The organism is Aliiroseovarius salicola (assembly GCF_027891095.1).
In the GTDB taxonomy this organism is placed as follows: domain Bacteria; phylum Pseudomonadota; class Alphaproteobacteria; order Rhodobacterales; family Rhodobacteraceae; genus Aliiroseovarius; species Aliiroseovarius salicola.
Genome location: NZ_JAQIIO010000006.1, coordinates 204,439 through 228,816, shown reverse-complemented (window position 1 = coordinate 228,816; position 24,378 = coordinate 204,439). Strand labels below are relative to the sequence as shown.

General features: G+C 53.5%; 24 protein-coding genes and 3 tRNA genes. 12 read left to right on the top strand and 15 right to left on the bottom strand.

The genetic code is table 11. The features are described from left to right. Window position 1: 1 nt before the first annotated feature. Both O2N63_RS12825 and O2N63_RS12820 read right to left on the bottom strand, forming a co-directional pair. Window positions 2-1,177, bottom strand: coding sequence for a D-alanyl-D-alanine carboxypeptidase family protein (locus O2N63_RS12825; RefSeq protein WP_271054671.1), 1,176 nt, complete (start codon window positions 1,175-1,177; stop codon window positions 2-4). Between the two features lie 16 nt (window positions 1,178-1,193). Next, on the bottom strand, window positions 1,194-2,075 hold the full coding sequence (locus O2N63_RS12820) for an SPOR domain-containing protein (RefSeq protein WP_271054670.1): 882 nt from the start codon (window positions 2,073-2,075) through the stop codon (window positions 1,194-1,196). Window positions 2,076-2,259: 184 nt separating this feature from the next. On the opposite strand from O2N63_RS12820, the gene O2N63_RS12815 reads away from it, so the two are divergent. Beyond that, window positions 2,260-2,349: transfer RNA gene (locus tag O2N63_RS12815), tRNA-Ser, on the top strand. Window positions 2,350-2,614: 265 nt separating this feature from the next. Here O2N63_RS12815 and O2N63_RS12810 read toward each other — a convergent pair. The 6 genes from O2N63_RS12810 to O2N63_RS12785 form a co-directional block, all read right to left on the bottom strand. After that, window positions 2,615-3,676, bottom strand: a complete 1,062-nt coding sequence (locus O2N63_RS12810; protein WP_271054669.1) for a quaternary amine ABC transporter ATP-binding protein — start codon at window positions 3,674-3,676, stop codon at window positions 2,615-2,617. A gap of 14 nt (window positions 3,677-3,690) precedes the next feature. Continuing rightward, window positions 3,691-4,722 carry an ABC transporter permease gene (locus O2N63_RS12805; RefSeq protein ID WP_271054668.1) on the bottom strand — a complete coding sequence of 344 codons (1,032 nt, stop codon included), beginning with the start codon at window positions 4,720-4,722 and terminating at the stop codon, window positions 3,691-3,693. Between the two features lie 136 nt (window positions 4,723-4,858). Further along, window positions 4,859-5,833 carry an ABC transporter substrate-binding protein gene (locus O2N63_RS12800; protein ID WP_271054667.1) on the bottom strand — a complete coding sequence of 325 codons (975 nt, stop codon included), beginning with the start codon at window positions 5,831-5,833 and terminating at the stop codon, window positions 4,859-4,861. Window positions 5,834-6,218: 385 nt separating this feature from the next. After that, window positions 6,219-7,850: an alpha-D-glucose phosphate-specific phosphoglucomutase gene (locus tag O2N63_RS12795; protein WP_271054666.1), complete on the bottom strand. Its 1,632-nt coding sequence runs from the start codon at window positions 7,848-7,850 to the stop codon at window positions 6,219-6,221. 330 nt (window positions 7,851-8,180) lie between these two features. Then, window positions 8,181-8,255: transfer RNA gene (locus tag O2N63_RS12790), tRNA-Asn, on the bottom strand. Window positions 8,256-8,315: 60 nt separating this feature from the next. Beyond that, window positions 8,316-9,251: an MBL fold metallo-hydrolase gene (locus tag O2N63_RS12785; protein ID WP_271054665.1), complete on the bottom strand. Its 936-nt coding sequence runs from the start codon at window positions 9,249-9,251 to the stop codon at window positions 8,316-8,318. A gap of 145 nt (window positions 9,252-9,396) precedes the next feature. Between O2N63_RS12785 and O2N63_RS12780 the strand changes: the two genes are divergently transcribed. Both O2N63_RS12780 and O2N63_RS12775 read left to right on the top strand, forming a co-directional pair. Beyond that, window positions 9,397-10,710, top strand: coding sequence for an ATP-binding protein (locus O2N63_RS12780; RefSeq protein ID WP_271054664.1), 1,314 nt, complete (start codon window positions 9,397-9,399; stop codon window positions 10,708-10,710). Between the two features lie 107 nt (window positions 10,711-10,817). Then, window positions 10,818-11,579: a class II aldolase and adducin N-terminal domain-containing protein gene (locus tag O2N63_RS12775; RefSeq protein ID WP_271054663.1), complete on the top strand. Its 762-nt coding sequence runs from the start codon at window positions 10,818-10,820 to the stop codon at window positions 11,577-11,579. A 59-nt stretch (window positions 11,580-11,638) separates the two neighbouring features. Here the strand turns inward: O2N63_RS12775 and O2N63_RS12770 are convergent. After that, window positions 11,639-11,714: transfer RNA gene (locus O2N63_RS12770), tRNA-Ile, on the bottom strand. 114 nt (window positions 11,715-11,828) lie between these two features. Between O2N63_RS12770 and purM the strand changes: the two genes are divergently transcribed. The 3 genes from purM (at window position 11,829) to rnd (ending at window position 14,744) form a co-directional block, all read left to right on the top strand. Continuing rightward, window positions 11,829-12,890: a phosphoribosylformylglycinamidine cyclo-ligase gene (gene purM / locus O2N63_RS12765; protein WP_271054662.1), complete on the top strand. Its 1,062-nt coding sequence runs from the start codon at window positions 11,829-11,831 to the stop codon at window positions 12,888-12,890. After that, window positions 12,887-13,492, top strand: coding sequence for a phosphoribosylglycinamide formyltransferase (purN, locus tag O2N63_RS12760; RefSeq protein WP_271054661.1), 606 nt, complete (start codon window positions 12,887-12,889; stop codon window positions 13,490-13,492). The genes purM and purN overlap by 4 nt, the downstream gene beginning before the upstream one ends. A gap of 91 nt (window positions 13,493-13,583) precedes the next feature. Next, window positions 13,584-14,744 carry a ribonuclease D gene (rnd, locus tag O2N63_RS12755; protein ID WP_271054660.1) on the top strand — a complete coding sequence of 387 codons (1,161 nt, stop codon included), beginning with the start codon at window positions 13,584-13,586 and terminating at the stop codon, window positions 14,742-14,744. A gap of 39 nt (window positions 14,745-14,783) precedes the next feature. Here rnd and O2N63_RS12750 read toward each other — a convergent pair whose 3' ends face one another. Next, window positions 14,784-15,260, bottom strand: a complete 477-nt coding sequence (locus O2N63_RS12750; RefSeq protein ID WP_271054659.1) for a hypothetical protein — start codon at window positions 15,258-15,260, stop codon at window positions 14,784-14,786. A 142-nt stretch (window positions 15,261-15,402) separates the two neighbouring features. Between O2N63_RS12750 and O2N63_RS12745 the strand changes: the two genes are divergently transcribed. Then, a complete protein-coding gene (locus O2N63_RS12745) occupies window positions 15,403-15,813 on the top strand; it encodes a SufE family protein (RefSeq protein WP_271054658.1) in 411 nt (136 codons plus the stop codon). Window positions 15,814-15,919: 106 nt separating this feature from the next. On the opposite strand, the gene O2N63_RS12740 is transcribed toward O2N63_RS12745, so the two are convergent. The 3 genes from O2N63_RS12740 to O2N63_RS12730 form a co-directional block, all read right to left on the bottom strand. Next, entirely contained in the window at window positions 15,920-16,567 is a 648-nt protein-coding gene (locus tag O2N63_RS12740; RefSeq protein WP_271054657.1) for a DUF1638 domain-containing protein, read from the bottom strand. 131 nt (window positions 16,568-16,698) lie between these two features. Further along, window positions 16,699-16,962, bottom strand: coding sequence for a hypothetical protein (locus tag O2N63_RS12735; protein ID WP_271054656.1), 264 nt, complete (start codon window positions 16,960-16,962; stop codon window positions 16,699-16,701). Window positions 16,963-16,978: 16 nt separating this feature from the next. Further along, the gene (locus tag O2N63_RS12730) at window positions 16,979-17,680 is read right to left on the bottom strand and encodes a corrinoid protein (protein WP_271054655.1); all 702 of its coding nucleotides are present in this window, start codon (window positions 17,678-17,680) and stop codon (window positions 16,979-16,981) included. Window positions 17,681-17,869: 189 nt separating this feature from the next. On the opposite strand from O2N63_RS12730, the gene O2N63_RS12725 reads away from it, so the two are divergent. Next, entirely contained in the window at window positions 17,870-18,955 is a 1,086-nt protein-coding gene (locus tag O2N63_RS12725; protein ID WP_271054654.1) for a PA0069 family radical SAM protein, read from the top strand. 56 nt (window positions 18,956-19,011) lie between these two features. Here O2N63_RS12725 and bmt read toward each other — a convergent pair whose 3' ends face one another. Together bmt and O2N63_RS12715 are read right to left on the bottom strand one after the other, a co-directional pair. Further along, window positions 19,012-20,025: a betaine--homocysteine S-methyltransferase gene (bmt, locus tag O2N63_RS12720; protein WP_271054653.1), complete on the bottom strand. Its 1,014-nt coding sequence runs from the start codon at window positions 20,023-20,025 to the stop codon at window positions 19,012-19,014. Window positions 20,026-20,284: 259 nt separating this feature from the next. Then, entirely contained in the window at window positions 20,285-20,596 is a 312-nt protein-coding gene (locus O2N63_RS12715; protein WP_271054652.1) for a DUF1476 domain-containing protein, read from the bottom strand. A 251-nt stretch (window positions 20,597-20,847) separates the two neighbouring features. Here O2N63_RS12715 and purC point away from each other — a divergent pair, with 251 nt between their 5' ends. The 4 genes from purC to O2N63_RS12695 are packed head-to-tail and all read left to right on the top strand — an operon-like array spanning window position 20,848 to window position 24,359. After that, window positions 20,848-21,612 (top strand): phosphoribosylaminoimidazolesuccinocarboxamide synthase, encoded by a 765-nt coding sequence (gene purC, locus O2N63_RS12710; protein WP_271054651.1) that lies wholly within the window; start codon window positions 20,848-20,850, stop codon window positions 21,610-21,612. A 12-nt stretch (window positions 21,613-21,624) separates the two neighbouring features. Beyond that, entirely contained in the window at window positions 21,625-21,855 is a 231-nt protein-coding gene (gene purS / locus O2N63_RS12705; protein ID WP_271054650.1) for a phosphoribosylformylglycinamidine synthase subunit PurS, read from the top strand. Next, a complete protein-coding gene (purQ, locus tag O2N63_RS12700; RefSeq protein ID WP_271054649.1) occupies window positions 21,855-22,523 on the top strand; it encodes a phosphoribosylformylglycinamidine synthase subunit PurQ in 669 nt (222 codons plus the stop codon). Before purS ends, purQ begins: the two co-directional genes overlap by 1 nt. Before the next feature lie 36 nt (window positions 22,524-22,559). Continuing rightward, window positions 22,560-24,359, top strand: a complete 1,800-nt coding sequence (locus tag O2N63_RS12695) for a sensor histidine kinase (protein WP_408629817.1) — start codon at window positions 22,560-22,562, stop codon at window positions 24,357-24,359. Window positions 24,360-24,378 lie beyond the last annotated feature (19 nt).

Here is a 24,378-nt window from a genome sequence, read left to right as displayed (position 1 = left end):
GTCAATTTAAAAAAGTTGCCAGAGCACTGTCTTGTCCCAAGACTTTGCCCAGCATCTTTTGAGCCGCCACTCCCATACGTTTGCCAATCCCACCTGAAGCCACGTCTTCGGCGGCAACAAGGGGGATGATCTGATCGGGAAGATCAGGGCGTTTGACAACCATTTCGGCAAGTTGTTGACCAGCTGTGATAGGGGCTTCAACGGGGCCGATCCATTTTACTTCGGCATTCAGCGCCCCGCGTCCGAGAGCAGATACCAAAAGTGCAACATCCTTTTCTACAGTCAATCCAACCGAGTCGTTCTCCCCAAGCCAGACCGGGATTTCCGTCACACGCTCTCCGGCTTTGACCGGCGTCTTCATGGAAAATTGGCGAAAGGCCCAGTTTACGATTGCTTCCGCTTCTTCCGCGCGTTCCTTTTCAGAGTTCATGCCAGAGACAACAAATATGACACGTCGATTTCCCTGTCGGGCCGAACCAACAAGACCATATCCAGCCTCTTGCGTATGGCCGGTTTTCAGTCCATCCGCTCCAATCCCGAGGTTCAGCAGGGGGTTGCGATTGAACCGATTGTCTGGCGCGCGTCCCTTATAGTGATATTCGGTCTGACTGAAATAAGGGTAATATTGCGGAAAATCAGTGATGATGTGGTTGGTGAGAATGGCCAAATCTTTCATCGACATGCGTTGACGAGGGTCGGGCCAACCTGACGAGTTTCCAAAGCTGGAATTTTCCATGCCGAGGTCTTTTGCACGTTCTGTCATCATGCGGGCAAACGCTTCTTCGGTGCCACCAAGCCCTTCGGCCACCACGACACAGGCATCGTTGCCTGATTGTACGATGATGCCTTGCAAAAGGTCTTCGACGGTCGGGCGGTCCTGCGTGTTGAGGAACATTGTCGAGCCTCCCATATTCTTGGCTCTTTCAGAGACCGCAAAAGGGGTCGACATTGTCACCCGCCCGTCGGCCAATGCTTCAAACAGCAAGTTCACTGTCATCAGTTTGGACATGGAGGCGGGGGGCAGGGCCACATCTGCATTTTTTTCCATCAACACAGTGCCGGTGGTTACGTCGAGCACGTAGGCAGAGGCTGCGCGCGTATCGAAAGCGCGTGCGGGAAGGGCGCCAAGCGCCAGCACGACAATCAGGATCAGCGGGGAGAGGAGGCGAAGAAACATCTTGCAATCCATCATATCAGTTGGTCACGAAATAGGCGTCGGTAAACCCAAGATCACGGATCTTTTTCAGGATCGCGGAACGTTCGGATTTGTTTGTGGTTGGCCCGACGATGACGCGCCAGAATTTCTTTTCGCTTGAGGTGCCGGGTTTAATGGTCGGCAACATGCCTGCACGTTTCAACGCTTCGGCGGTATTCCCGGCATTGGTTTCAACGTTGAATATTCCGATCTGGATATAGGGTTTGGCAAGTCCGCTGGCAACAGGTTTGGGCGCAGCTGCAACTGGCTTGGGAGCAGGCGGAGGGGGGGCTGCGGCCACTGTCGCGTCCGCGACGCCTTCAGCGCGATCCAGTGCTGCAGAGGCCGCAGCGATAGGATCATCCAGCTCGGTTTCGCTAATCTCGTCAGGGGCAGGTACTGGCGTCTCGACCTCTTCGACGATAGGTTCCGGTGTAACGATTTCCTTCCGCAAGGCAGTCACCGACAGATCAACGGGGCTGCCAGCTAGCATTCCAAGCGCTTCAGCTGCATCGGATGAAACCTGGAAGCGCGGACCAGGGACGTCTCGTTCACGTCGGAACAAGGCGCCAATGACAAACTTGCCATTGCTTTCATTGCGAATGATCACACGCTCAGGATCTTCTGCATCGGCATGAGCCACCCAGACGCCGCCAAGGCTTGGACGGCCATCCCACAGACCTGTTTCCGACATCTGAAAGACCTCAGGTGCCTCAACATCGCGTTCAACAGAGTGGGTGGTGGTCTCTCCTGCGACCGGTTCCGAAGGTGTTCCATCGTTTTTCTTAAGAAAACCCGGAAGGTCGGTGCCATTACATCCTGCAAGCGCAACCGCACCTGTCAGGATCAGCGCCACTTTCATAGTGGTCTTTTTCACCATGTCTTGCCCCTAAACTCTTTTGCCTGTCGGCAGTTTCTGCCCAATTGCGGTTATACTAGCGGCTTGTCGGGGATGTGAAAAGTCTTGTGGTGCCCCGCTGTGTTGCATGAGCAAGAACTGGCAAGCTTTTGGCAAGAAACAGGGGTTTCAGAATCAAATCGACATCGTTATGTCTCCTCTCGTCGGAGGAGTGGCAGAGTGGTTGAATGCACCGGTCTTGAAAACCGACGTAGGTGAAAGTCTACCGTGGGTTCGAATCCCACCTCCTCCGCCACCCATATGGGGTGTAACTCAATTTCCGAGCTCATGCTGCATCTTGTCGCTGGTGCGAAAGAAAGCACCTGACGCTCTAAATGAGACACGCCGTATTAGAAAACCCCTACATATTTTCTGTCACTTAGTGCCTCATTAACGCGAGGTTTTCTCGTCTATGATTGGGTTCCAAGGCTGTGAGCCTTGGAATTTGTTGCCTAATTTTTGATTTTGAGGATGGGCGCAGAAGCGACTTATCCGTCGAAGCAACCTATCCGTCTCAGTTGCTAGTACTGCCGGGCCCCGGCCTCTGACGCAACACGGGGAACCAGAGCTCTGACAAGACTTGTCATCTCCAACGTACCGACAGCATTTCCATCGCGCATGACGATATAGGAATGCGATGTATCCCCACCGGATTTCGCGATCATGCTTTCCAACGTATCATCATAGTCAACTTCGCCATGCGCATCGGCCGGCAAGTCTTGTCCGTTCAATGGGGTCATGATTGAGCGTACACGCAAGACGCGGGCCCGGTTGATGTCACTGACGAAATCTTCAATGTATGGATCGTTCGGATTCAGAAGGATGTGCTGTGGTTCTCCCTGTTGCACCACATATCCATCTTTCAGAATGACCAGGTGGTCGGCCAGTTTCAGTGCTTCATCAAGGTCATGGGTGATGAAAACGATGGTCTTGTGCAATTCGGTCTGCAATTCCAAAAGCAAATCCTGCATGTCGGTTCGGATCAGCGGATCAAGAGCCGAAAATGCTTCGTCCATCAACATGATTGGTGAATTGGACGTCAGTGCACGCGCGATCCCCACACGTTGCTGCATTCCGCCAGACAGCTGGTGGGGGTAATGATCACCGAAGCCATGCAATCCCACCCGATCTAGCCATTTCAGCGCTTCGGGAAGGTATTCCTTTTTCGGCACACCACGTACACTCAGTGTCGTACCCGCGTTTTCCGCCACAGTTCGATGGGGCAGGAGAGCGAAGTTCTGAAACACCATCGACATGGATTGCCGACGGAGACTGCGAAGCTCTTCTTCTCCATAGACCACAACGTCTTCGCCATCGACTTCAACCTTACCCGATGTGGGTTCGATCAAGCGATTTAGATGACGGATCAGGGTCGATTTGCCTGATCCGGAAAGCCCCATGATAACGGTGATTTCACCCTCTCGCATATCAATATTGATATCCTTCAGGCCAAGCACATGGCCGTGTTCCTTGAGAAGGTCGGCTTTGCTGGTGCCTGCAAGCACATGCTGCAAAGCCATTTCCGGCTTGGCGCCGAAAATCTTGTAGAGGTTGCGGATCGAGATTTTGATTTTATTGGACATCTATCTGCTCTCACTCAGTGTTTCTGCGCGGCGTTGACGCGGTGTAGGGCGGCCTTTGTTACGCGATCAAGGATGATCGCGAGAAGGACGATGCCCAGCCCCGAGACCAGGCCGACACCAAGTTCGAGATTACGAATGCCACGCAAGACAAGCACGCCCAGACCCGGTGCAGAGACGAGGGATGCAATCACCACCATTGCGAGGCTCATCATGATGGTCTGGTTCACGCCCGCCATGATGTTGGGAAGAGCAAGAGGGATCTGGACATTAAAGAGCTTCTGTTTGTCGGTCATCCCGAAACTGTCCGCAGCTTCGATCACATCCTTGTCCACCAGCCGGATCCCCAGATCGGTCAGACGGATCACCGGGACAATCGCATAGAGGATGATCGCGATGCCGTAGAGCTTGGGTTCGGTTACTGAGAACAGGAAGATCAGAGGGATCAAATATACAAACGGGGGCAGGGTTTGCAGCATGTCCAGAATTGGAATCATCAACCGCTGCAGCCTGTCACTGCGAGACATGGCAATGCCGATTGGCACCCCAAAGAGCACACATAGAACCGCACAGACAAAGATAATTCCCAGCGTTTGTACGGCATGCTGATAAAGATCGACAAAGGCCAGAAACGACAGGCATGCGGTGACAAAAGCCACCAGCCGCATTGACTTGGACGACAGGTAAACAACCAGCATCAGGATCGGGAACATAATCCACCAGGGTGTGGCTTCAAACAGCGACAATGTTCCATCCAACAACCAGCTTAGCGGTTGGGTCAGCGGATCCAGAACCACACGAAGCGCGTCTTTTACCGCCAAGAACAGGTTTTCGACTCCTTTGGTCAAATCACGCGATTGCGCGACCTGGGCACAGGAGTCGTTTAGCGCATCCAGTGAGGGGAATGGCAACGCCCATGCTGAAACCTCTTCTCCACCGCCGGCTTGGGCCAACAGGTCTGCCATTGAGAGCGGAGCCTCGCCGGCTTTTTCCGAGTCACACCATTCGCGAAGGCCTAGCCCGTCGAATAGAAAGTCATAAGTCGCCATATTTAGTTACCTCTCGTCAAAGCGCAGGGCAGGACTTTGCGTCTTGCCAGGCTTTGAAGTGATCCCACTGAAACGGGCCGCGCGTTATAGAACCGCGCGGCACCAGGGATTGTTTTGATTGAATCAACTGACCGGATTACTTGATGAATGCCGACAATTTGCCTTTGGCGTCATCGTTGATCCATGTCGACCAGACGTCGGAATGGTTGGTCAGGAAATACACGGCAGCTTCTTCAGCCGAGGCGCTGTTTTCGTCTTGCCATGCCAGAACACTGTTCAGGATGTTGATGTCAAAGCTGACATTGCGCATCAATGAGGCCGCATCTGCTTCACGCTCTGTCAAAGAGGTGGTGGCGATTGTCAGAACAGGAGCTGGCGGGAAATCGGATACGCGAGGATTCGAGATATCCTGGTTCGAGTTTTCGAGATGAATATCTGCGTCGATTTCACCAATTTTAACCTTTGTCATCGGGTACTTGCCCAAGACAGCCGTCGGTGCCCAGTAATAGCCGAACCAAGGTTCCTTGTTCTCATACGCCGAAGCAATCGAGGTGCCCAGCGTCTCACCCGAACCATGGTCAAAGACTTCCAAACTGTCGCGCAATCCCAGTGCTGTGATGATATTGTCATTCACAATCCGGCAGCCCCAACCGTCGGGACAGTTGTTGAACCGTCCACCGACCAATTCGGGGTTGGCCATGACGCCTTCGATGGTTGCCAGTTCAGGATGCGCTTCAATCAGATAATTGGGGATCCACCAGCCTTCTACACCGCCGGGATCCAGCACATCGGCCATCCGTTCGATTTTGCCATCTGCTTCGAGCTTCGCGAAAACATCACCAGATGAGTTAAGCCAAAGTTCGGTCACAATGTCGGGTTCGCCGTTCTCGGCTAGCGACGCTATTGAAGTGGTGGTTGCGGATGGTACTTTTTCAACTGTGCAGCCATACCCTTGTTCCAGTAGGAATTTGGAAACTTCGGTGATGATCTGTGACGATGCCCAGTTCATTTCGGTAATCGACACTTCACCACAATCTGCATAGGCAGTAGTAGCGGTAGACATTACGACGATCGCCGCCATGCCTTTCACACTTTTCATAAATTTGGTCATATTTTCTCCCGGGAGTGGAATTATTGGAGCATCCTCTTAGGTTTGGGACGCTTTTGAAGTGTCATCAAGGCTAGTTGGGGTGCCATAGCGAAGCAATTAAATTTCTTTGAAGTGAATTTCAGAGTGGTTTGGGTGAAGAGGGGCGCGCGCGTTCAACTTGGATTTTTCGGCGACAAGCCTATGCGTGATTTTCACACACCGAACGAATGGATTGTCGAATTTTGGGTAATGGGTGGCAAAGCTGGTGCTGATGTTTGTCGAGCCGGACAGTTGCGCATTCTCTGGTTGTGATAGAGCCTGGATTACAAGTGGATTGGACGCGCGACCTTGACGACGAAATGGGTCGCTATAGCCTTGCCTCTACATCTGACAAGTCATGTGGCGTTCAGGTCACCACATCAGGCTCGCTTCTTCCGACGAAACTTTCCAATTGGCTTATGTCCGCAATCGCTCTCTTTACGGCTCCCAAAGCATCTTGTGTGTTCATCGTTAAATCTGTGTCCGGAGGTGCGTATTGTTCCAGATAAATTCGCAACGTGGCACCTTCTGTCCCAGTTCCGGACAGACGAAGAACAGCGCGTGCACCCCCTTTAAATATGATGCGCAGACCTTGGTTTTTGCTGATCGACCCATCAATCGGATCGCTGTAAGAGAACTCGTCCGCATTGGATACGTTCATCCCCTGAAACGAGTGACCGGGAAGGTTAGGCAGTCGGTCGCGAAGCGCGCTGATCAGGTCAGCCGCGGCATCGGAGGGGACAGCTTCATAATCATGTCGTGAGTAATAGTCGCGCCCATAAGTTTGCCAGTGCTCAAGCATGATTTCTTCGACGGACTGACCGCGTTCGGCTAGAATGTTCAACCACAACAATACCGCCCATAAACCATCTTTTTCACGGACATGATTTGATCCGGTGCCCGCGCTTTCTTCGCCGCAGATTGTGGCTCTGTCGGCGTCCAGAAGATTGCCAAAGAATTTCCATCCGGTTGGTGTTTCAAAGCACTCGATACCCAGCTTGGCGGCGACCCGATCACTTGCGGTGCTGGTGGGCATTGATCGCGCCACTCCGGTCAGCCCGGCCTTATAACCTGGTGCCAAATGTGCGTTGGCGGCCAAGACTGCGAGGCTGTCAGACGGGGTAACATAGATACCTTTCCCGACCACCATATTCCGATCACCATCCCCGTCAGAGGCAGCGCCAAAATCTGGCGCTTTGTCTGACATCATCAGATCCATCAACGTCCTGGCCCAGGTTGGGTTCGGGTCCGGATGGCCACCGCCAAAATCTTCGAGCGGTATTGGGTTCAGAACGCTTCCTGCAGGCGCGCCCAGCGTTTCCTCAAGGACCGCTTTGGCGTAGGGTCCAGTCACTGCATGCATCGCGTCGAAACGTATGGTGAAACCTGATGCAAACAATGCGCGGATTTTGTCGAAATCAAATAATGTTTCCATCAGAGCGAGGTAATCGACCACCGGGTCTATAACCTCGATTTTCATGTCGCCCATGAGTTTTTGACCCGTTTGCGAAAGGTCAACATCGCCTGCGGGCAGGATAAAATAGCGGCTAAGTTCACGGGTCTGTTCATAGATCGCATCGGTAACCTGTTCGGCTGCGGGACCGCCATTGGAGGTGTTGAATTTCACCCCAAAATCTTCGTCGGGTCCGCCGGGATTGTGGCTTGCTGACAGGATCAACCCGCCATCGGTCTTGTTCAGGCGGATCAAATGGGATGCAGAAGGTGTTGAGAGCAGACCGTTTTGCCCAACAATGATCTTTGCTGCGCCATTGGCAGCTGCCATTTTTAGAATGGTCTGAATTGCCTGTGCATTGAAGAAACGGCCATCCCCCCCAACCACAAATGTCTTTCCTTCGGCACCACCAATGGCATTGAAAACCGACTGGACAAAATTCTCGAGATAGCCGGGCTGCATAAAAACACGGGTTTTCTTGCGAAGTCCGGAGGTGCCCGGTTTCTGATCATCAATTGGACAGCAGGAAATCATTACGGGTTTCATCGGATTTCTCCCTTGAGATAGCGAACAGCGTGACCGGTCTAATTTTGTTCGTCAGATATGTTTTGGCCAACTTGGGCCAGACTTACTACAGAGTAATTTCTAACAGTGAATTGGTTGCCAAACGGCAAGTGCCAAAACATCTCGGGCGATGCAATTTTGCACCCAAAAAAACGATTTGCATATTTCGCGTATGTGAAAAATGACAAATGCTTCGCTGTTAAGTGGCATAGTAATCTGCAATATCAATTGCGCGTGCAGTGATACTGCCAGAACGGTCATCAGTCTAGCAGACTTAATGCCCGATTCAAGTGACTGAAATCATTATGAATTTGGCTCCGGCGGTAGGGATCGAACCTACGACCAATTGATTAACAGTCAACTGCTCTACCGCTGAGCTACGCCGGAACTGAGGCGCTGTATAGCTTTGTCGAAATTGCGCTGCAAGAGGAGAATTCGGGAAAATTCTCAGATTAGTAAAAATTCTGCCTCTATCGAGATATACGGGCGCACCAAGACGCGATTGCGGTCGGTAAGATCGATGAGATGCGCAAAAACATTGCGTTCTGCGGCTGGTAGCAGGGCCTCAGGGGTATCGGTGTAGATCTGTCGAGTCAGCGAAGCCACGGATTTGGGATTATTGTCAGACAGCGCTTTGATGATATCTGCCTCGCGGGATTTACGGTGCGATATCAACCAATTGATTCTAGTGGCGGGATCCTCAATTGCCGCCCCGTGACCGGGATAGTAGATCCGATCATCGCGACGGCGAAGTGTTTCGCAAGATGACATGAAGGCCGTCAGATCACCATCGGGTGGAGAGACAAGAGAACTCGCCCAGCCCATCACGTGATCTCCGGTCAGGACTGCATCATTGGTTGCGAAACAGACATGATTGGCAAAATGACCCGGGGTCCAGATGGTTTTGATCTCCATACCGCCGATATGCAATTCTTCACCATCGTTCAAATTCTCGTCCGGCTGAAATCCGGCATCCACGCCTTCGCCACCACTGCTCATTCCAGCGGCGACCAAGTCTTTCATAACGTTGCTGCGCCCGGCAAGCGCGTCGCCAAAAGCCAGAACCGGTGCGCCTGTTTCATCCGACAACGGTCGAGCGAGAGGAGAATGATCAACATGAGCGTGGGTGACAAGGATGTGAGATATGCGTTCCCCAACCTCCAGCCCTTCAAGAATGGCCATCATATGGGTTCGATTCAGCGGTCCGGGATCAACGATGGCGACATCCCCTTCACCAAGAATGTAGGTATTGGTGCCCCAATAGGTCATTGGTGATGGGTTAGGGGCCAGGACACGACGAACACCCGGCTCCATGGTCATAGCAACCCCGACCTCGGGACGCACATCGAGAGGCTGAGAAGCCTTGGGGGGAGCATTTCGCATGGATATCCCTTTCCTTTGACCAGCATAAAATCGCTGGATATCGGGCTTTGCAAGTTGGACGCGGCGTCTTAGCCAACCAAATGTCTTTTGCGAACCGTGCAATCTTGGGTTTTCAGGTCAGTTGGAAACCCTATAGGGTCAGCCCATGTTTAAATGGCTCAAAAACTACATGCCACGAGGTCTTTACGGTCGTGCGGCGCTTATCCTGATCGTTCCCATCGTGACAATACAACTGGTGGTCTCAGTGGTGTTCATCCAACGCCACTTCAACAGAATCACGGTCCAGATGACCAGCGCGGTGGTGGTCGAGATGGCGTATCTTTTGCAACAGGTGAACGATGCGCCCAACCCGGTGGCCGCTCGGGCCGCAATTTCTCCTCTTGGTGTTCCGTTGGCGTTGCAGATTGCTCTGCCGTCAGATCCGGTAAAGAGCGACAGGGCCATTACCGATTTTACCGCACGTGTTGTTGAACGTGTGTTGCGCGAAGGGTTGGTAAACCTGAGTGCTGTGGATTTTGAAACTGTTCAGGCGAAAGTGGTGCTGGGGTTCGATACCCGGCACGGTCACATGCGGATCAGTTTTGATCGAGCGCGCGTGTCTGCCACAAATCCTCATCAACTGCTTGTGCTGATGGCCGCGACCGGGTTCTTGATGACCGTGATCGCCTATTTGTTTCTGCGCAATCAACTTCGTCCAATTCGCCGTCTGGCCCGGGCGGCCGAGGCTTTCGGGAAAGGGCAGGTGGTGCCGTATCGATTGTCGGGGGCCACAGAAGTCAGGGCCGCTGGCAAGGCGTTTCTGGATATGCGAGCGAGGATTGAGCGACAGATTGAACAGCGTACAATGATGCTGTCAGGGGTCAGTCACGATTTGCGCACACCTCTGACCCGCATGAAGCTCTCGCTGTCCATGCTGGAGGAAAAAGACCGGACAGAACTTGAACGTGATGTCGAAGATATGTCTCAGCTTGTGGATAGTTTCCTGTCATTTGCGCGTTCAGATGCTGAATCGGATCAGACGGAAACTGAAGATCCAAATGCGGTCGCTCGTCGGGTGATCGCCAAGTTCAACCGCACGGAAAGTCGAGTGAAGACCGGTGAACTGGAGGCGGAGGGAACGATGCGAATGCGCCCTGCTTCAATTGAGAGGGCTTTGGACAATCTGGTGGGCAATGCGCTGCGATATGGTGATCAGGTGCGTTTGTCTGTTTTGACAGGGCGTGGAGATTTGCGATTTGTCGTTGAGGATGATGGCCCCGGTATTCCGGCCAAAATGCGCGGCGAAGCCCTGAAGCCATTTGCCCGCCTGGATGCCGCTCGTAACCAGAATAAAGGGTCCGGTGTCGGGCTGGGGCTTGCCATCGCCAGTGATATTGCGCGCAGCCATGGTGGTCATATTCGGCTTGGGGAAAGCGAAGATTTTGGTGGGCTAAAAATTGAACTTGTGTTGCCAAGATAGGTCACGCCGGATCCCTGTTAATCCTGTCGCATTTGCATCCCCAATGGTGATTTTGAACAAGTTTACCCGGGAATTTTCCTTTTATCGTGAGAAAAACGGAGGATTGAATGAACCAACAGGCAGTTTCCACGCAAGCTAATATGGAGCACTGGCAGGAACGCGTCGACATGGCCGCAGCCTTTCGCTGGACTGAAAGGTTGAACCTACATGAAGCAGTCGCGAACCACTTCTCTCTAGCAGTGAACGAAGATGGCTCGCAATTTCTGATGAACCCAAATCAACGTCATTTCGCCCGGATCAAAGCATCTGACCTGCTTTTACTGGATGCGAATGACCCAGCCACGATGGCGCGCCCAGATGCGCCCGATCCCACCGCATGGGGGCTGCATGGGTCGATCCACCGGCTGTGCCCGCACGCGCGGTGCGTGATGCATGTGCATTCCATCCACGCGACGGTTCTTGCCTCGCTTGCAGACAGCACGCTTCCTCCGATCGATCAAAACACCGCGACCTTCTATAACCGATATGTGATCGATGATGGTTTTGGTGGATTGGCATTTGAAGAAGAGGGAACGCGCTTTGCCAGGATGCTCTCCGATCCGAAGATAAAGACAATGATCATGGGCAATCATGGGGTTCTGGTCATCGGCGATAGTGTGGCGGACACATTCAACCGGCTTTATTATTTCGAACGTGCGGTTGAAACCTACATCAAAGCGCTGCAAACTGGTCAACCCTTACGAGTTTTGTCGGAAGCCATTGCGGAAAAAACTGCGCAAGAGTTAGAGGACTACCCGGATCAAGCCACCCGGCATCTGGAGGAACTCAAGGCCATTCTGGATGACGAAGGCTCTAATTACGCCAGCTGAAAACTTTTCTTGCTCCAAACGTGCTGACTTCGCTTGGTACGATTTGGGGCAGGGGAAATTGGTAGGCCCGGAGGGATTTGAACCCCCAACCAAAGCGTTATGAGCGCTCTGCTCTAACCGTTGAGCTACAGGCCCACCTTGGCCCCTGAGTATCAAACTTTCAGCCCGCGTCAAGCTGGCCGTAGACTCTTTCTCTCATGTAAGATATCGCGTCCCTGAAAAACATGGCTTCTCACACTGGGGGACGAGATGAGCGATCAGACGACAGGCAACTCCAAAGGTATCACCTACGCGGATGCGGGTGTGGATATTGACGCAGGTAATGCACTGGTCGAACGGATCAAACCGGCAGCGAAACGAACCAACCGTCCCGGCGTGATGGCCGGTCTGGGTGGGTTCGGCGCGCTTTTTGATCTCAAGGGTGCCGGGTTTAAAGATCCGGTTCTGGTTTCGGCCACGGATGGTGTGGGTACCAAACTGCGGATCGCGATTGATACCGGAAATGTCGACACAATCGGTATCGACCTTGTGGCCATGTGTGTGAATGACCTTGTGTGTCAGGGTGCAGAACCTCTGTTTTTCCTGGATTATTTTGCGACCGGTCGTTTGGAAACCGACAAGGCGGCGCGGATCATCGAAGGGATCGCCAAAGGGTGTGAGCTGTCACGTTGCGCGCTGATTGGTGGTGAAACCGCTGAAATGCCAGGCATGTATGACGATGGTGATTTTGATCTGGCGGGCTTCTCGGTTGGTGCGCTGGAGCGTGGAGAAGTTCTTCCGCGTGGCGTGCGCGACGGTGACGTTCTTCTGGGGCTTGCATCGGATGGTGTGCATTCCAACGGTTACTCTCTGGTGCGTAAACTGGTCGAAGTCTCTGGCCTTGGCTGGGATGCAGACTGCCCATGGGATGCGGATATCACACTGGGAGAGGCTCTGTTGGCCCCGACCCGACTTTATGTCACGCAGGTTCTGGAAGCGATCAAATCTGGCGGCGTACACGCGCTGGCCCATATCACCGGTGGCGGCTTGACCGAAAACCTGCCGCGCGTTCTGCCAGAAGGGCTTGGCGCGCTGGTTGACCTGGATGCCTGGGATCTGCCGCCAGTGTTTAAATGGCTTGCCGAAACCGGCAACATGGACGAGGCGGAATTGCTCAAGACCTTCAACTCCGGTCAGGGCATGGTGTTGGTGGTCGATGGCAAAGAGGCCCAGAAGATCACGGACCTTCTGACCGCTGCGGGCGAAAATGTCAGCCAACTTGGCCGTATTCAGGCTGGTGACGGCGTTAAATACCTGGGTTCGCTTCTGTGAACGCAGGCGCGAAGAAACGGGTCGCCATCCTGATTTCAGGGGGCGGCTCAAACATGGTGACGCTGGTAAACTCCATGACCGGGGATCACCCGGCGCGCCCATGCCTTGTGCTGTCGAACGTGCCCGCTGCGGGTGGGCTGGCCAAAGCCGAAGCATTGGGCATATCCACTGCAATCGTGGACCATCGAAACTTCACAGGTGATCGGGCTGGGTTTGAAGCGGCCCTCAACGAAGTGCTTGAAGCGCATTCGCCCGACATCATATGCCTCGCCGGGTTCATGCGGATCCTGACCGAAGGATTTACTGGCCATTGGGCTGGGCGTTGCCTAAATATCCACCCGTCGCTTTTACCGAAATACAAAGGGCTCCACACCCACCAGCGCGCAATCGAAGCGGGGGATGCTGAAGCGGGCTGTTCGGTGCATGAGGTGACGGCGGAACTCGATGGTGGACCCGTTCTGGGGCAGGTACGGGTGCCCGTTTTGCCGGGAGACGATGCAGCTAGCCTTGCCGCGCGAGTTCTGGCGGAAGAACACAAGCTCTATCCCGCCGTTTTGAGACGATATGCGGAAGGGAATAGAACTCCGCTTTACCTTCCGTGAATAAAGGGGCCACCTGCGTTGGCCTTCCCTTTTGGGAAAATTCCCCGTAAACACGGCCAAACAGGCAAGATCCATTGATCAGGATATTCACATGAAGACCATCACCACCACCGAAGCGTTGGCTGAATTCTGCGCGCGTGCCGCCCAGCATCCCTACGTAACTGTGGACACCGAATTCCTGCGCGAACGCACCTATTACTCCAAGCTCTGCCTTGTACAGATGGCGGTGCCAGGTGATACGGATGAGGACGCGGTGCTGGTTGATCCATTGGTCGATGGTCTGTCGCTTGAGCCTATGTATGACCTTTTCCGCAACGAGAATGTGGTCAAGGTTTTTCACGCCGCTCGTCAGGATCTCGAAATATTCTTTGTCGAAGCGGGCGTGTTTCCCAAGCCGCTGTTTGACACTCAGGTTGCCGCGATGGTTTGCGGATTTGGGGATCAGGTTGGCTATGAAACGCTGGTGCGCAAGATCGCCCGTGCACAGCTTGATAAGTCCAGCCGCTTTACGGATTGGTCGCGCCGCCCACTGACACCAGCGCAGAAAAGCTATGCGATCGGGGACGTCACCCATCTGCGTGTTATCTATGAATGGTTGTCAACTGAACTCGACAAGTCGGGCCGGGCCCCGTGGGTGCAGGAAGAACTGTCAGTTCTGCTAGCCCCGGATACATATACAATCCTACCAGAAAACGCGTGGTTGCGCGTGAAAACCCGGACCAATTCGGGACGCTTTCTGGGAATCGTGCGAGAGCTTGCGCGGTTCCGTGAAACCTATGCTCAATCACGCAATGTGCCGCGCAATCGGGTGATGAAAGATGACGCCCTTCTGGAGCTGGCATCAACCAAACCCAAGGATATTCAAGAGCTTGGCCGCTCTCGCCTTTTGCTTCGCGAGGCCCGCAAAGGCGTTATCGCAGAGGGTATCCTGAACGCCATTGCCGAAGGTTTGGCCTGTCCTCAGGAAAGCCTTCCCAAAGTGACGAGCAAGAACAAAGAAAAACTCCAAGTAAACCCCGCATTGGCCGATTTGCTGCGCGTTCTTTTGAAAGCGCGTTGTGAACAAGAGAAAGTTGCTCAGAAACTGATTGCATCAGCGGCGGATCTGGATGCTTTGGCTGCAGGTAAGCGAAATGTCCAGGCCTTGCACGGGTGGCGCTCCGAAGTGTTCGGGGCGGATGCCGTCCGTCTTTGCGACGGCAAACTCGCGCTTGCAGCACGCGGTCAGCGCGTTGAAGTTTTCGAAGTCTGACAAGGTCCGGTTAACCGGTAATAAAACGCGTTCGGTCCCCTAACGGCGTGCGCTCATCGTGTTGCCAGCCCCTTTGACCTGAATGCTACGCACATCACGCAGGGCGTGGTCTGATATGAACTGCCCCACATAAACTTCTCGTTGTTGTGGTATGCCAGTATTGGTGTGTTGAGCCGGCTCAGAGATGCGAAAATCATAGATCAGAACGCCATTCACCGGTTTGCCATCATTTTGCGCGACCAAATCTGCATCCCAATAGCCAAGCCGCGGGGGCAAGCCCTTGGTGCTTAAAATTACCCCGCCGCTGGTTTCCAAAACCTTGAGCTCGGTGACCTGATTGACCAAAAAGCGCCCATCAAGATCCTGCGAAAAACCACCCTCAGGCACCACTGCTACCCCTTTGGGGCCAGGCGAAGAGAACCAAGTGGTTGGATTTAAGCTGGCACTGCCACCACCGCATCCCGACAGGGCAATGAACAGGGCCGGAAAGGCAAGAAAGCGGGCGGATAATCGCATTTGGTCCAGTCTCCTATAACACTGTCATAGGGTTATCCCAGAAGAAGGCTTTTGAAAAGAGAGCCCGTTTGAAAAGCACGCAATGCAGGGCTGGACCTTTTAGGCCATTGCGCTTACCTAATCCCAACAATCGGAGAGCATCATGGCCAGTGCAGCATTTGAAGAAATCGTCGAAGACTTTGAGTTTCTGGATGATTGGGAAGATCGTTACGCAACGGTCATCGATATGGGGAAATCCATGCCGCCAATGGAAGAGGCGTTGAAGGTGCCCGCCACCAAGGTGGAAGGCTGTGCCAGTCAGGTTTGGCTGCAACCGGTGATCGACGGGGGTGAATTCCGCTTCATCGGCGACAGTGACGCAATGATCGTGCGTGGTCTGATCGCGGTTCTGGCAGCGCTTTATAACGGTCTGCCGGTCGCTGAGGTCGCCACTGTGGATGCACATGCAGAACTGGCCCGTCTTGGCCTGAACGAGCACCTGTCGTCACAACGCTCCAACGGAGTGCGCGCCATGGTCGAACGCATCCGCCACCACGCGAGTGAAGCGGCGTAGAATATATCCGCAAGCGCTGAGATAGGGCGCGACGCGCGCGCCTTTTTTCTTGCCAGAAATATCTCGAGGTGAGGCGAAAGCCGAGGGGCAGAGCCCCTAGAGCAGCTTACTTCGCCCCAGTCATTGCCGTTTCCAGATCACCATACCCGGTGAATTGGCGACTATACTCCAACCCGATCTTTTCTGCGGCGGCTCGCGCCATGGCGTCCAGTTCCGGATTGTCGGTCTGTGCCATATAGATCAGCCGGTTGTAATGGCCAAAATACATATCGCGTAACTCTGGATGACGATCGAGGCCCAGCGGTTTGATCACAAAGTTCTCAAAGCCCCGTGCGAGGAAATCGGTCAGGTAAAACGTGTCAATCTCATCTTCTGCCCGAGCTTCGAACGCCGCATTTCCTTCGAAGAAGGAATAGCAATGTGGCCCCTGGATCATTTCAATCCCATATCTGGAGCAGATCTCGGCCAGCTTGCCCCCAGTGCCACAATCGGCATAAGCCAAAAAGACACTATCAAACTGGTCTTTATGCTTCTCCAACGCCTCTTCTACAGCGGCTGGTATCTTATCCGGTGTGTTGTGCAGGATTGCTGGCAAGCAGGTGAGGGTCAGGTGATCCAACTGGTTGGTTCGAATAATTGCAAGGATCTCATTGGCCAACGCACCACAAGCAAGGATCAACACCTTCCCCCTGTCAATGTCAGGTGCCATGCCGGCCCTGGTCAGACTGTCATCATTCAGCAATGAAAATGGCATTGGTCCCCTCCGTGCATTCAAAGGTAGGCCCTACCTTTGAAAACTACATTCGCATGTTAAGTTTACTATCTTCGCGCCAGGTGTTTCGTTCAAGATCAAATGTATCAAGTTACCTAAGTGCGGCAGTTATCTCAGTCTTTGTTATCTGGTCTGAGTGCGCGTAGTGCGATGCTTGCGAGCATAACCAAAGGCAATAAAACCATAGCTGTCCGCCCATTCAGTTTGCCATTTGCAGCGGCAAGCCCAGCGACCAGCACGGTCAGTCCGCCCGCTGAAATCACAAGCCCGAGAAGAAGAATGTAACGTATTTTGTCCATGACACCTATGTGGGGACGCGTGACGACAATGGAAAGGGGAAACGAAAAAGGCCCCACAAAATGCAGGGCCTTGTCCAAAACATAATGCGCGCGATTAGCTGGCAACACCTTGGTTGTGCTTGCGCGACATGAAGTCTTTTGCCATTTCCACAGCAACAGCCGCATCGCGGCAATAGCCGTCAGCACCAATGGCTTTACCAAACTCTTCGTTCAGAGGAGCGCCACCCACCAGTACGGTGTAGTCATCGCGGATGCCTTTTTCGACCATCGCGTCGATCACGACTTTCATGTAGGGCATGGTGGTGGTCAGAAGAGCCGACATGCCGAGGATGTCGGGCTGCTCGGATTCCAAGGCTTCCAGATAGTTTTCAACCGGGTTGTTGATGCCCATGTCATGCACTTCAAAACCAGCGCCTTCCATCATCATCGACACGAGGTTCTTGCCAATGTCGTGGATGTCGCCTTTCACGGTGCCGATCACCATCTTGCCCATGCGCGGAGCACCTGTGGCAGCCAGAAGCGGCTTCAGGATGGCCATGCCGGCTTTCATTGCGTTTGCTGCCAGAAGAACTTCTGGCACAAACAGGATGCCGTCACGGAAGTCAGCACCAACGATGGTCATACCGCCCACGAGGGCTTCGGTCAGAACCGTGTAAGGCTGCCAACCGCGTTCGAGCAGGATGTTAACGCCTTCTTCGATCTCTTCCTTGAGACCGTCGTAAAGGTCATCGTGCATCTGCTGAACAAGTTCTTCGTCGTTCAACTCGCTCAGGATGATATCTTCTTCGTCCGACATGGCTGCCTTTTCCCTTGGCTGAAACTCTGCGTTCTTTAACAAATGCGACGATTTGGCCGCTTAGGTCTGAAACGATTGCGACACTGAGTGCGCTTTGAACGACGCAAAAGCAAATGAATATTTTGCACTGTTTTGGTGAAAACGCTTCATATGTTCTTGTAATGTTCTATTATGGTCACCGGAGGGCACATGGAAAGATCAAAAATCCGACAGGTAGGGGCTGAACGCCGACCCGGACGGGGGGCAACCAGTAATTTTGCCGGTCGGTTCGAGGCTTATGTCACGGAAGACTGCGACGACGGTTGGGAAAAACAGGAAGAAAAACCTCTGCGTACGCATGTCAGTATCGAATCGCCGCGCAGTATCATCACCCGAAACACCTCGCCGGATCTGCCCTTTGACCGATCCATCAATCCCTATCGTGGTTGCGAACATGGCTGCATATATTGTTTTGCGCGTCCCACCCATGCCTACCTCGGGTATTCTCCGGGGCTGGATTTTGAAACCCGGTTGATCTCCCGTCCAAATGCCCCCGAAAGACTGGCATCGGAACTTGCCCGAAAAGCCTATTCCCCAGCACCAATTGCAATCGGCACCAACACAGATCCCTATCAACCGATTGAAAGGCAATATCGTGTGATGCGTGGGATCCTGACAGTATTGCTGGCCCATCGACACCCAGTGACCATCGTAACCAAAGGCACTTTGATCGAGCGGGATCTGGATCTGTTGTCAGAAATGGCGGCGCGGAACCTTGTGCATGTCGGCGTGTCGCTAACCACACTGGACGCAAAGATATCGCGCCGGATGGAACCACGCGTACCTGCTCCGGCGCGGCGTTTGAAATCAATTGAAGCGCTGGCCAGAGCAGGGATTCCAACGCGCGTGATGGTGGCTCCGATTGTTCCCGCGCTGACAGATCACGAGCTAGAATCAATCCTGAGCGAAAGCCAATCAGCAGGCGCGAAGGCGGCAAACTATATCTTGCTGCGATTGCCCGGAGAAGTTGGTCCGCTATTTCAGGATTGGTTGGAAGAAGCGTTTCCAGATCGGGCAAACAGGGTGATGTCGCGCATGCGTGAGATGCGAGGTGGTGAAAACTATCGCGCTGATTTTGGGCGGCGCATGATCGGACAAGGTGAATTTTCCCGGCTACTGGCACATAGGTTCAAGGTTGCCATTCGCCGTCTTGGCTTGCTTCAGGATCTTCCACCGTTGGAGTGCACGCAATTTCGGGTGCCGCCAAAGGCGGGGGATCAACTTTCATTGTTCTGAGTAAATAAAAAAAGGCCCGCATGAATCGCGGACCTTTTTAATTGCTGAGGATCAGATCAGCCGCGTCGGCGGCGCGTGCGACGGGCAGGGGCTTCGTCATCGCCGGTGCCATCAGAGGCAGAAGAAAATCCGCCAAGAGCGTCTGCAATCTCGTCCAGTGTCGGACGTGTGTCGCTTTTCGGTCGGGTTTCCAACGCCTCACGCATGGACCGCAAATGCTCTGCCGTGGTGCCACAGCAGCCACCAATGATCCGGGCACCGCAATCACGAGCAATAACAGCGTAGTCGCCCATAAGGTCGGGCGTGCCGTCATAATGGATGTGCCCATCAACATATTTCGGAATACCCGCGTTGCCCTTGGCAATAATCGGACGTTCCGTACCCTGGGCTGCGAAACCCAGAACGGTCCGCAGAAGGTCTGCCGCTCCGACACCGCAATTGGCACCAAAGGCAATTGGCGGATTGGGCAGGCCTTCAACCATCTGAGCCAAATCCGCAGAGGTCACGCCCATCATGGTGCGTCCGGCTGTGTCAAAGCTCATCGTGCCACACCAGGCCATTCCGGCCAGTTCGGCGGCCTTCGCGGCTGCTTTGTATTCATCAAAAGCCGAGATGGTTTCGACCCAAAGAACATCTGCGCCACCAGCCTTAAGTCCTTCGGCTTGTTCGTGGAACATTTCAACCGCACCGTCGAAGGTCAGGCTGCCCATCGGCTCCATGATCTCACCGGTAGGTCCAACTGAGCCAGCTACAATAACCTTACGACCCGAGGCGTCCGCGACCTCACGTCCCAACTCGGCGGCGGCCTTGTTGAGTTCAAATACGCGATCTTCCGCGCCATGCAACTTCAGACGCGAGGCATTGCCGCCGAAAGAGTTGGTGAGAAAGATATCAGAGCCCGCATCCACAGCACCGCTGTATAGTGCGCGAATCTTATCCTGTTCCTCTACGTTCCAAAGCTCGGGTGCGTCACCCGAAGTCAGGCCCATATTGAACAACGTGGTGCCAGTGGCGCCATCCGCCATCAGCCAGTCGCGTTCACCAAGCAGTTGTGTCAGAGCATCTGTCATGTCTGTCTCCGAAGAATTGCGGGGCATTTCCCGCAGAGGATTGTGATCTGGGCGCTAACTGCCATGGATTTCAAAGCAGCGCAAATTCATTCCGTTCATGGAGATGATGAGTGAGGTGAGTATAGCAATCAATGCGTGACCTATTCGCACGGACAAACAGTGCTGATTGTCCGTTGGTGATGTCGGAAACAAAATCCAAGAACGCAAGAAAAAAGACGCACCTATTGGGTGCGCCTTTACGTGTCATAGACCAAACTGATCAGGCTTCTCCAGCCAGTTCTTCTTTGGCTTCAATCATAAGAGCAGCACGTTTGGCGCGTACTTCTTCAGCAGTGACGGTGTTCAGATCGCCGACGACCTTGCGTACCACATCCTCGTGACCGGCTTCTTCGAAATCTGATGCAATAACTTCTTTGGCATAAGCATCAGCTTCGTCACCGGTTTTGCCCAGTTTTTCCGCCGCCCACAGGCCCAGTTTCTTGTTGGTGCGGGCTTCGGCCTTGAATTGCATTTCTTCGTCATGCGCAAATTTTGCTTCAAAAGCGGTTTCGCGATCGTCAAAAGTGGTCATACGGGTTTCCCTATCCTTAGGTGAACATTCCTTTGTTTCAGATATGCCAATCTGACGGGCCTGTCGCAACCCCGCTAACGCTCACAAGCAAAGGAAAATGCGTTGGTGATGATCACAATAGCAGGAAATTTGCGATAATGTGCGACATTCCCACCCCCATTCTTGCTCCACGCACCGGAAATGCGTATAGGGCGTGCAACAGGCGGGAGTCGCAGGACACCCGCGGGCTGCAACCAAATGGCGGGGATCCGATGGCACGGCGCAAAAAACTCTACGAAGGCAAGGCAAAAGTTCTCTATGAAGGGCCTGAGCCGGGGACAATTGTCCAGTATTTTAAAGATGATGCCACCGCCTTTAACGCCGAAAAAAAAGACGTGATCGATGGCAAGGGTGTCCTTAACAACCGCCTGAGCGAGTTTTTCATGACTGGTCTGGGTAATATCGGTATCCCCACCCATTTCATCAAACGCCTGAACATGCGTGAGCAGTTGATCAAAGCCGCAGAAATCGTTCCGCTGGAAGTGATCGTGCGCAATTATGCAGCTGGTTCCATGGCGAAACGTTTGGGTATGGAAGAGGGCACGCGTCTGCCGCGTCCGATTGTTGAATTCTCCTACAAAGATGACAGCCTGGGCGATCCTTTGGTGCCGGAAGAATATATTCTTGCGTTTGGTTGGGCCAACCAGCAGGAGCTCGGCGAAATCGTCGACATGGCCCTGCGCGTGAATGACTATATGTCCGGTGTGATGTTCGGCGTTGGCATTAAGCTGATCGATTTCAAAATTGAGTTTGGCCGTGTCTATGATGGCGAATTCCCACGCCTGATCCTGGCGGATGAAATCAGCCCGGACAGCTGCCGCCTCTGGGACATTGAAACCGGCGAGAAACTCGACAAGGATGTGTTCCGTCGTGATCTCGGAAACCTGACCGATGCCTATACCGAAGTGGCGCGTCGTCTGGGGGTACTGCCCTCGAACGTGACCCATCCCAATACCAATCCCACCCTGATCAACTGAGGAAGCACTCCTATGAAAGTTCGTGTAGACGTGATGCTTAAAACCGGCGTTCTTGACCCGCAGGGCGAGGCCGTACGCCATGCGCTTGGCAATCTGGGCTTTGATGGCGTGGAAAAAGTGCGTCAGGGCAAAGTGATTGAACTGGACGTGGCTGAAGGCACCACCGAAGACCAGATCAAGGATATGTGCGAAAAACTGCTCGCCAACACCGTGATCGAAAACTACGCTATTCAGGTGCTGTGATGAAGGCCGGAGTTATTGTATTTCCGGGTTCGAACTGCGACCGCGATCTTGCGGTGGCGTTTGAGCGGGCTGGCGCCGATGTGACCATGATCTGGCACAAGGAAACCGAACTGCCGGGCGATCTGGACATCGTGGGCGTTCCTGGCGGATTTTCGTTTGGAGATTACCTGCGCTGCGGGGCGATTGCCGCCCAGTCACCGATCACCAAATCGCTCATTCGCCACACCGAACGTGGCGGCTATGCAATCGGCATCTGCAACGGGTTTCAGGTGCTCACCGAAACCGGCATCCTGCCCGGCGCTCTGATGCGCAATTCAAACCTGAAGTTCATCTGCAAACCTATTGGTTTGAAGGTGGAAACCACTGAAAATGACTTCACGGCTGGCTATGAGCTTGGGCAAGAGATCACGGTTCCGGTTGCGCACCATGATGGCAATTACAATGTGACCAACGAAAAGCTCGCACAGTTGCGGGACGAGGGTCGCATTGCGTTCACCTACACAGATAATCCGAACGGTTCGACTGGTGACATCGCTGGTGTGATTTCCAAGAACCGTCGTGTTCTTGGCATGATGCCGCACCCGGAGCGCTGCGTGGATGAGCTGCATGGTGGAACCGATGGGGTGGCAATGTTCCGCTCGTTGGTGGACGCTGTGGTTGCTGCCTGACTTGTGGCCTTTCGCCATGGCGCGTAGAATTGCGCCATGGCCGACCGTGCGCATAATTCACATAGCTCCACAGCAAAAACCGTGAAGCCGGTGCCCACACCGCGCACGGGTGTGTCAATGCGCGCGCGACTAGCGTTGTTGCTGCTTGTTTCATTTGCCGCCGCGGTGATTTTCTTTTCAAACCGTTGGCTGACAGAACGCTACACAGAGACAACCCGAAACCGGGCGGAGCTTCGCGTCGCACTATATTCGGGTAATCTTATCAGCGAATTGCAGCGCAATTCAGTGGTGCCGTTGCTTCTGTCTCGCGACCCGGCGCTAATCAACGCGCTGAATTCCTCTGACTTTACACAAAGCTCCTCTCGTCTCATTTCCTATCGCGAAGAAATTGAGGCGAAATCTCTGGTGCTCCTCGATGGTGACGGGCGCATTGTCGCCGCGACCAACCGCGAAACTCTGGGAGAGGTGCACCGTTCCGATCCACATTTTGTCGATGCATTGCGGAGTTCGGAAACCGTGTTTTCAGCAGTCCAGACCGAAGCGGGCGCTTACGAATTTACCTATTCACGCAAGATTGAAGCCGGAAACAAGGTGATCGGTGTGATTGTCGTCGAAGTTGACCTGAACAAGTTCGAAGCAAGTTGGGCAGGTATTTCTGATGCGATTTTAGTTACCAATTCAGAAGGCCAGGTTATTCTTGCCACCGAGCCAAGATGGCGTGGCAAACACGCAGATGAAGCGCTTGAAACCGTGCCCGCAATGGCTGCAATTCGTCGCAGTTTTCGAAGCACAGCAGATTGGTCTGCGCTTCCCTCTGAAATGCTGTTTTTAGGTGAAGCGGTCATGCGGCACGAAGGGCGCGTTCCTTTTCAGGGTTGGCGCATCACCTCTTTCACCTCATATGCTTCGGTTCGGGAAAAGGTGAATGCGTTCCTGTCTCTTGAAATCATGGCCTTTGCCATGCTGTTGTCGCTCACCTTCTATCTGATCAGTCGCAGGGCACAGTTCAGATCCTTGGTTTTTGCCCAGGAGTCAGCTGAACTTCGACAGCTAAATGACCAGCTACAAAGGGAAATATCGGAACGTCAACGGGCGGAGAAGAACCTTCAGGTTGCCGAACAAACGTTGGCGCAAAGCTCAAAACTTGCCGCATTGGGTGAGATGTCTGCCGCCGTCAGTCACGAATTGAACCAACCGCTTGCTGCCATGAAAACCTATCTCGCAGGGGCCAAGCTTTTGCTTCAACGCAAGCGACCCGACGAAGCCTTGTCGAGTTTCCAGCGCATTGATGATCTGATCGAACGGATGGGGGCAATCACCAAGCAGCTGAAATCCTATGCTCGAAAAGGTGGTGACGCATTTGAGCCGATGGATATCCGCGATTGCGTATCTTCAGCGCTTTCCATGATGGAACCGCAGCTGAAACGTCGCGAAGTTCTTATTACGCGTAACATTCCCCGTGATCCAGTCATGGTGATGGGGGACCGGCTGCGTCTTGAGCAGGTTCTGATCAACCTGATGCGAAATGCCATTGATGCCACCAAAACAGTGGATGCCCCGCAGGTCGATATCATTGTCAGCCGAGGTGATTACGCTTTGATATCGGTGCGTGACAACGGGACAGGGGTAAGTGATCTGGATAACCTCTTTGAACCTTTCTATACTACCAAGGCCCCAGGAGATGGTGTTGGGTTGGGCCTCGCCATCTCATCAGGCATTGTCAATGACTTCGGTGGGCGGTTAATCGCTCGTAATGGCCAGGACGGAGGTGCTGTGTTTGAAGTCGAGCTTCCGATCCTGAAAGAAGATGACAGAGATATTGAAGCTGCCGAATAAGGTGGCCATCTAAGAATGG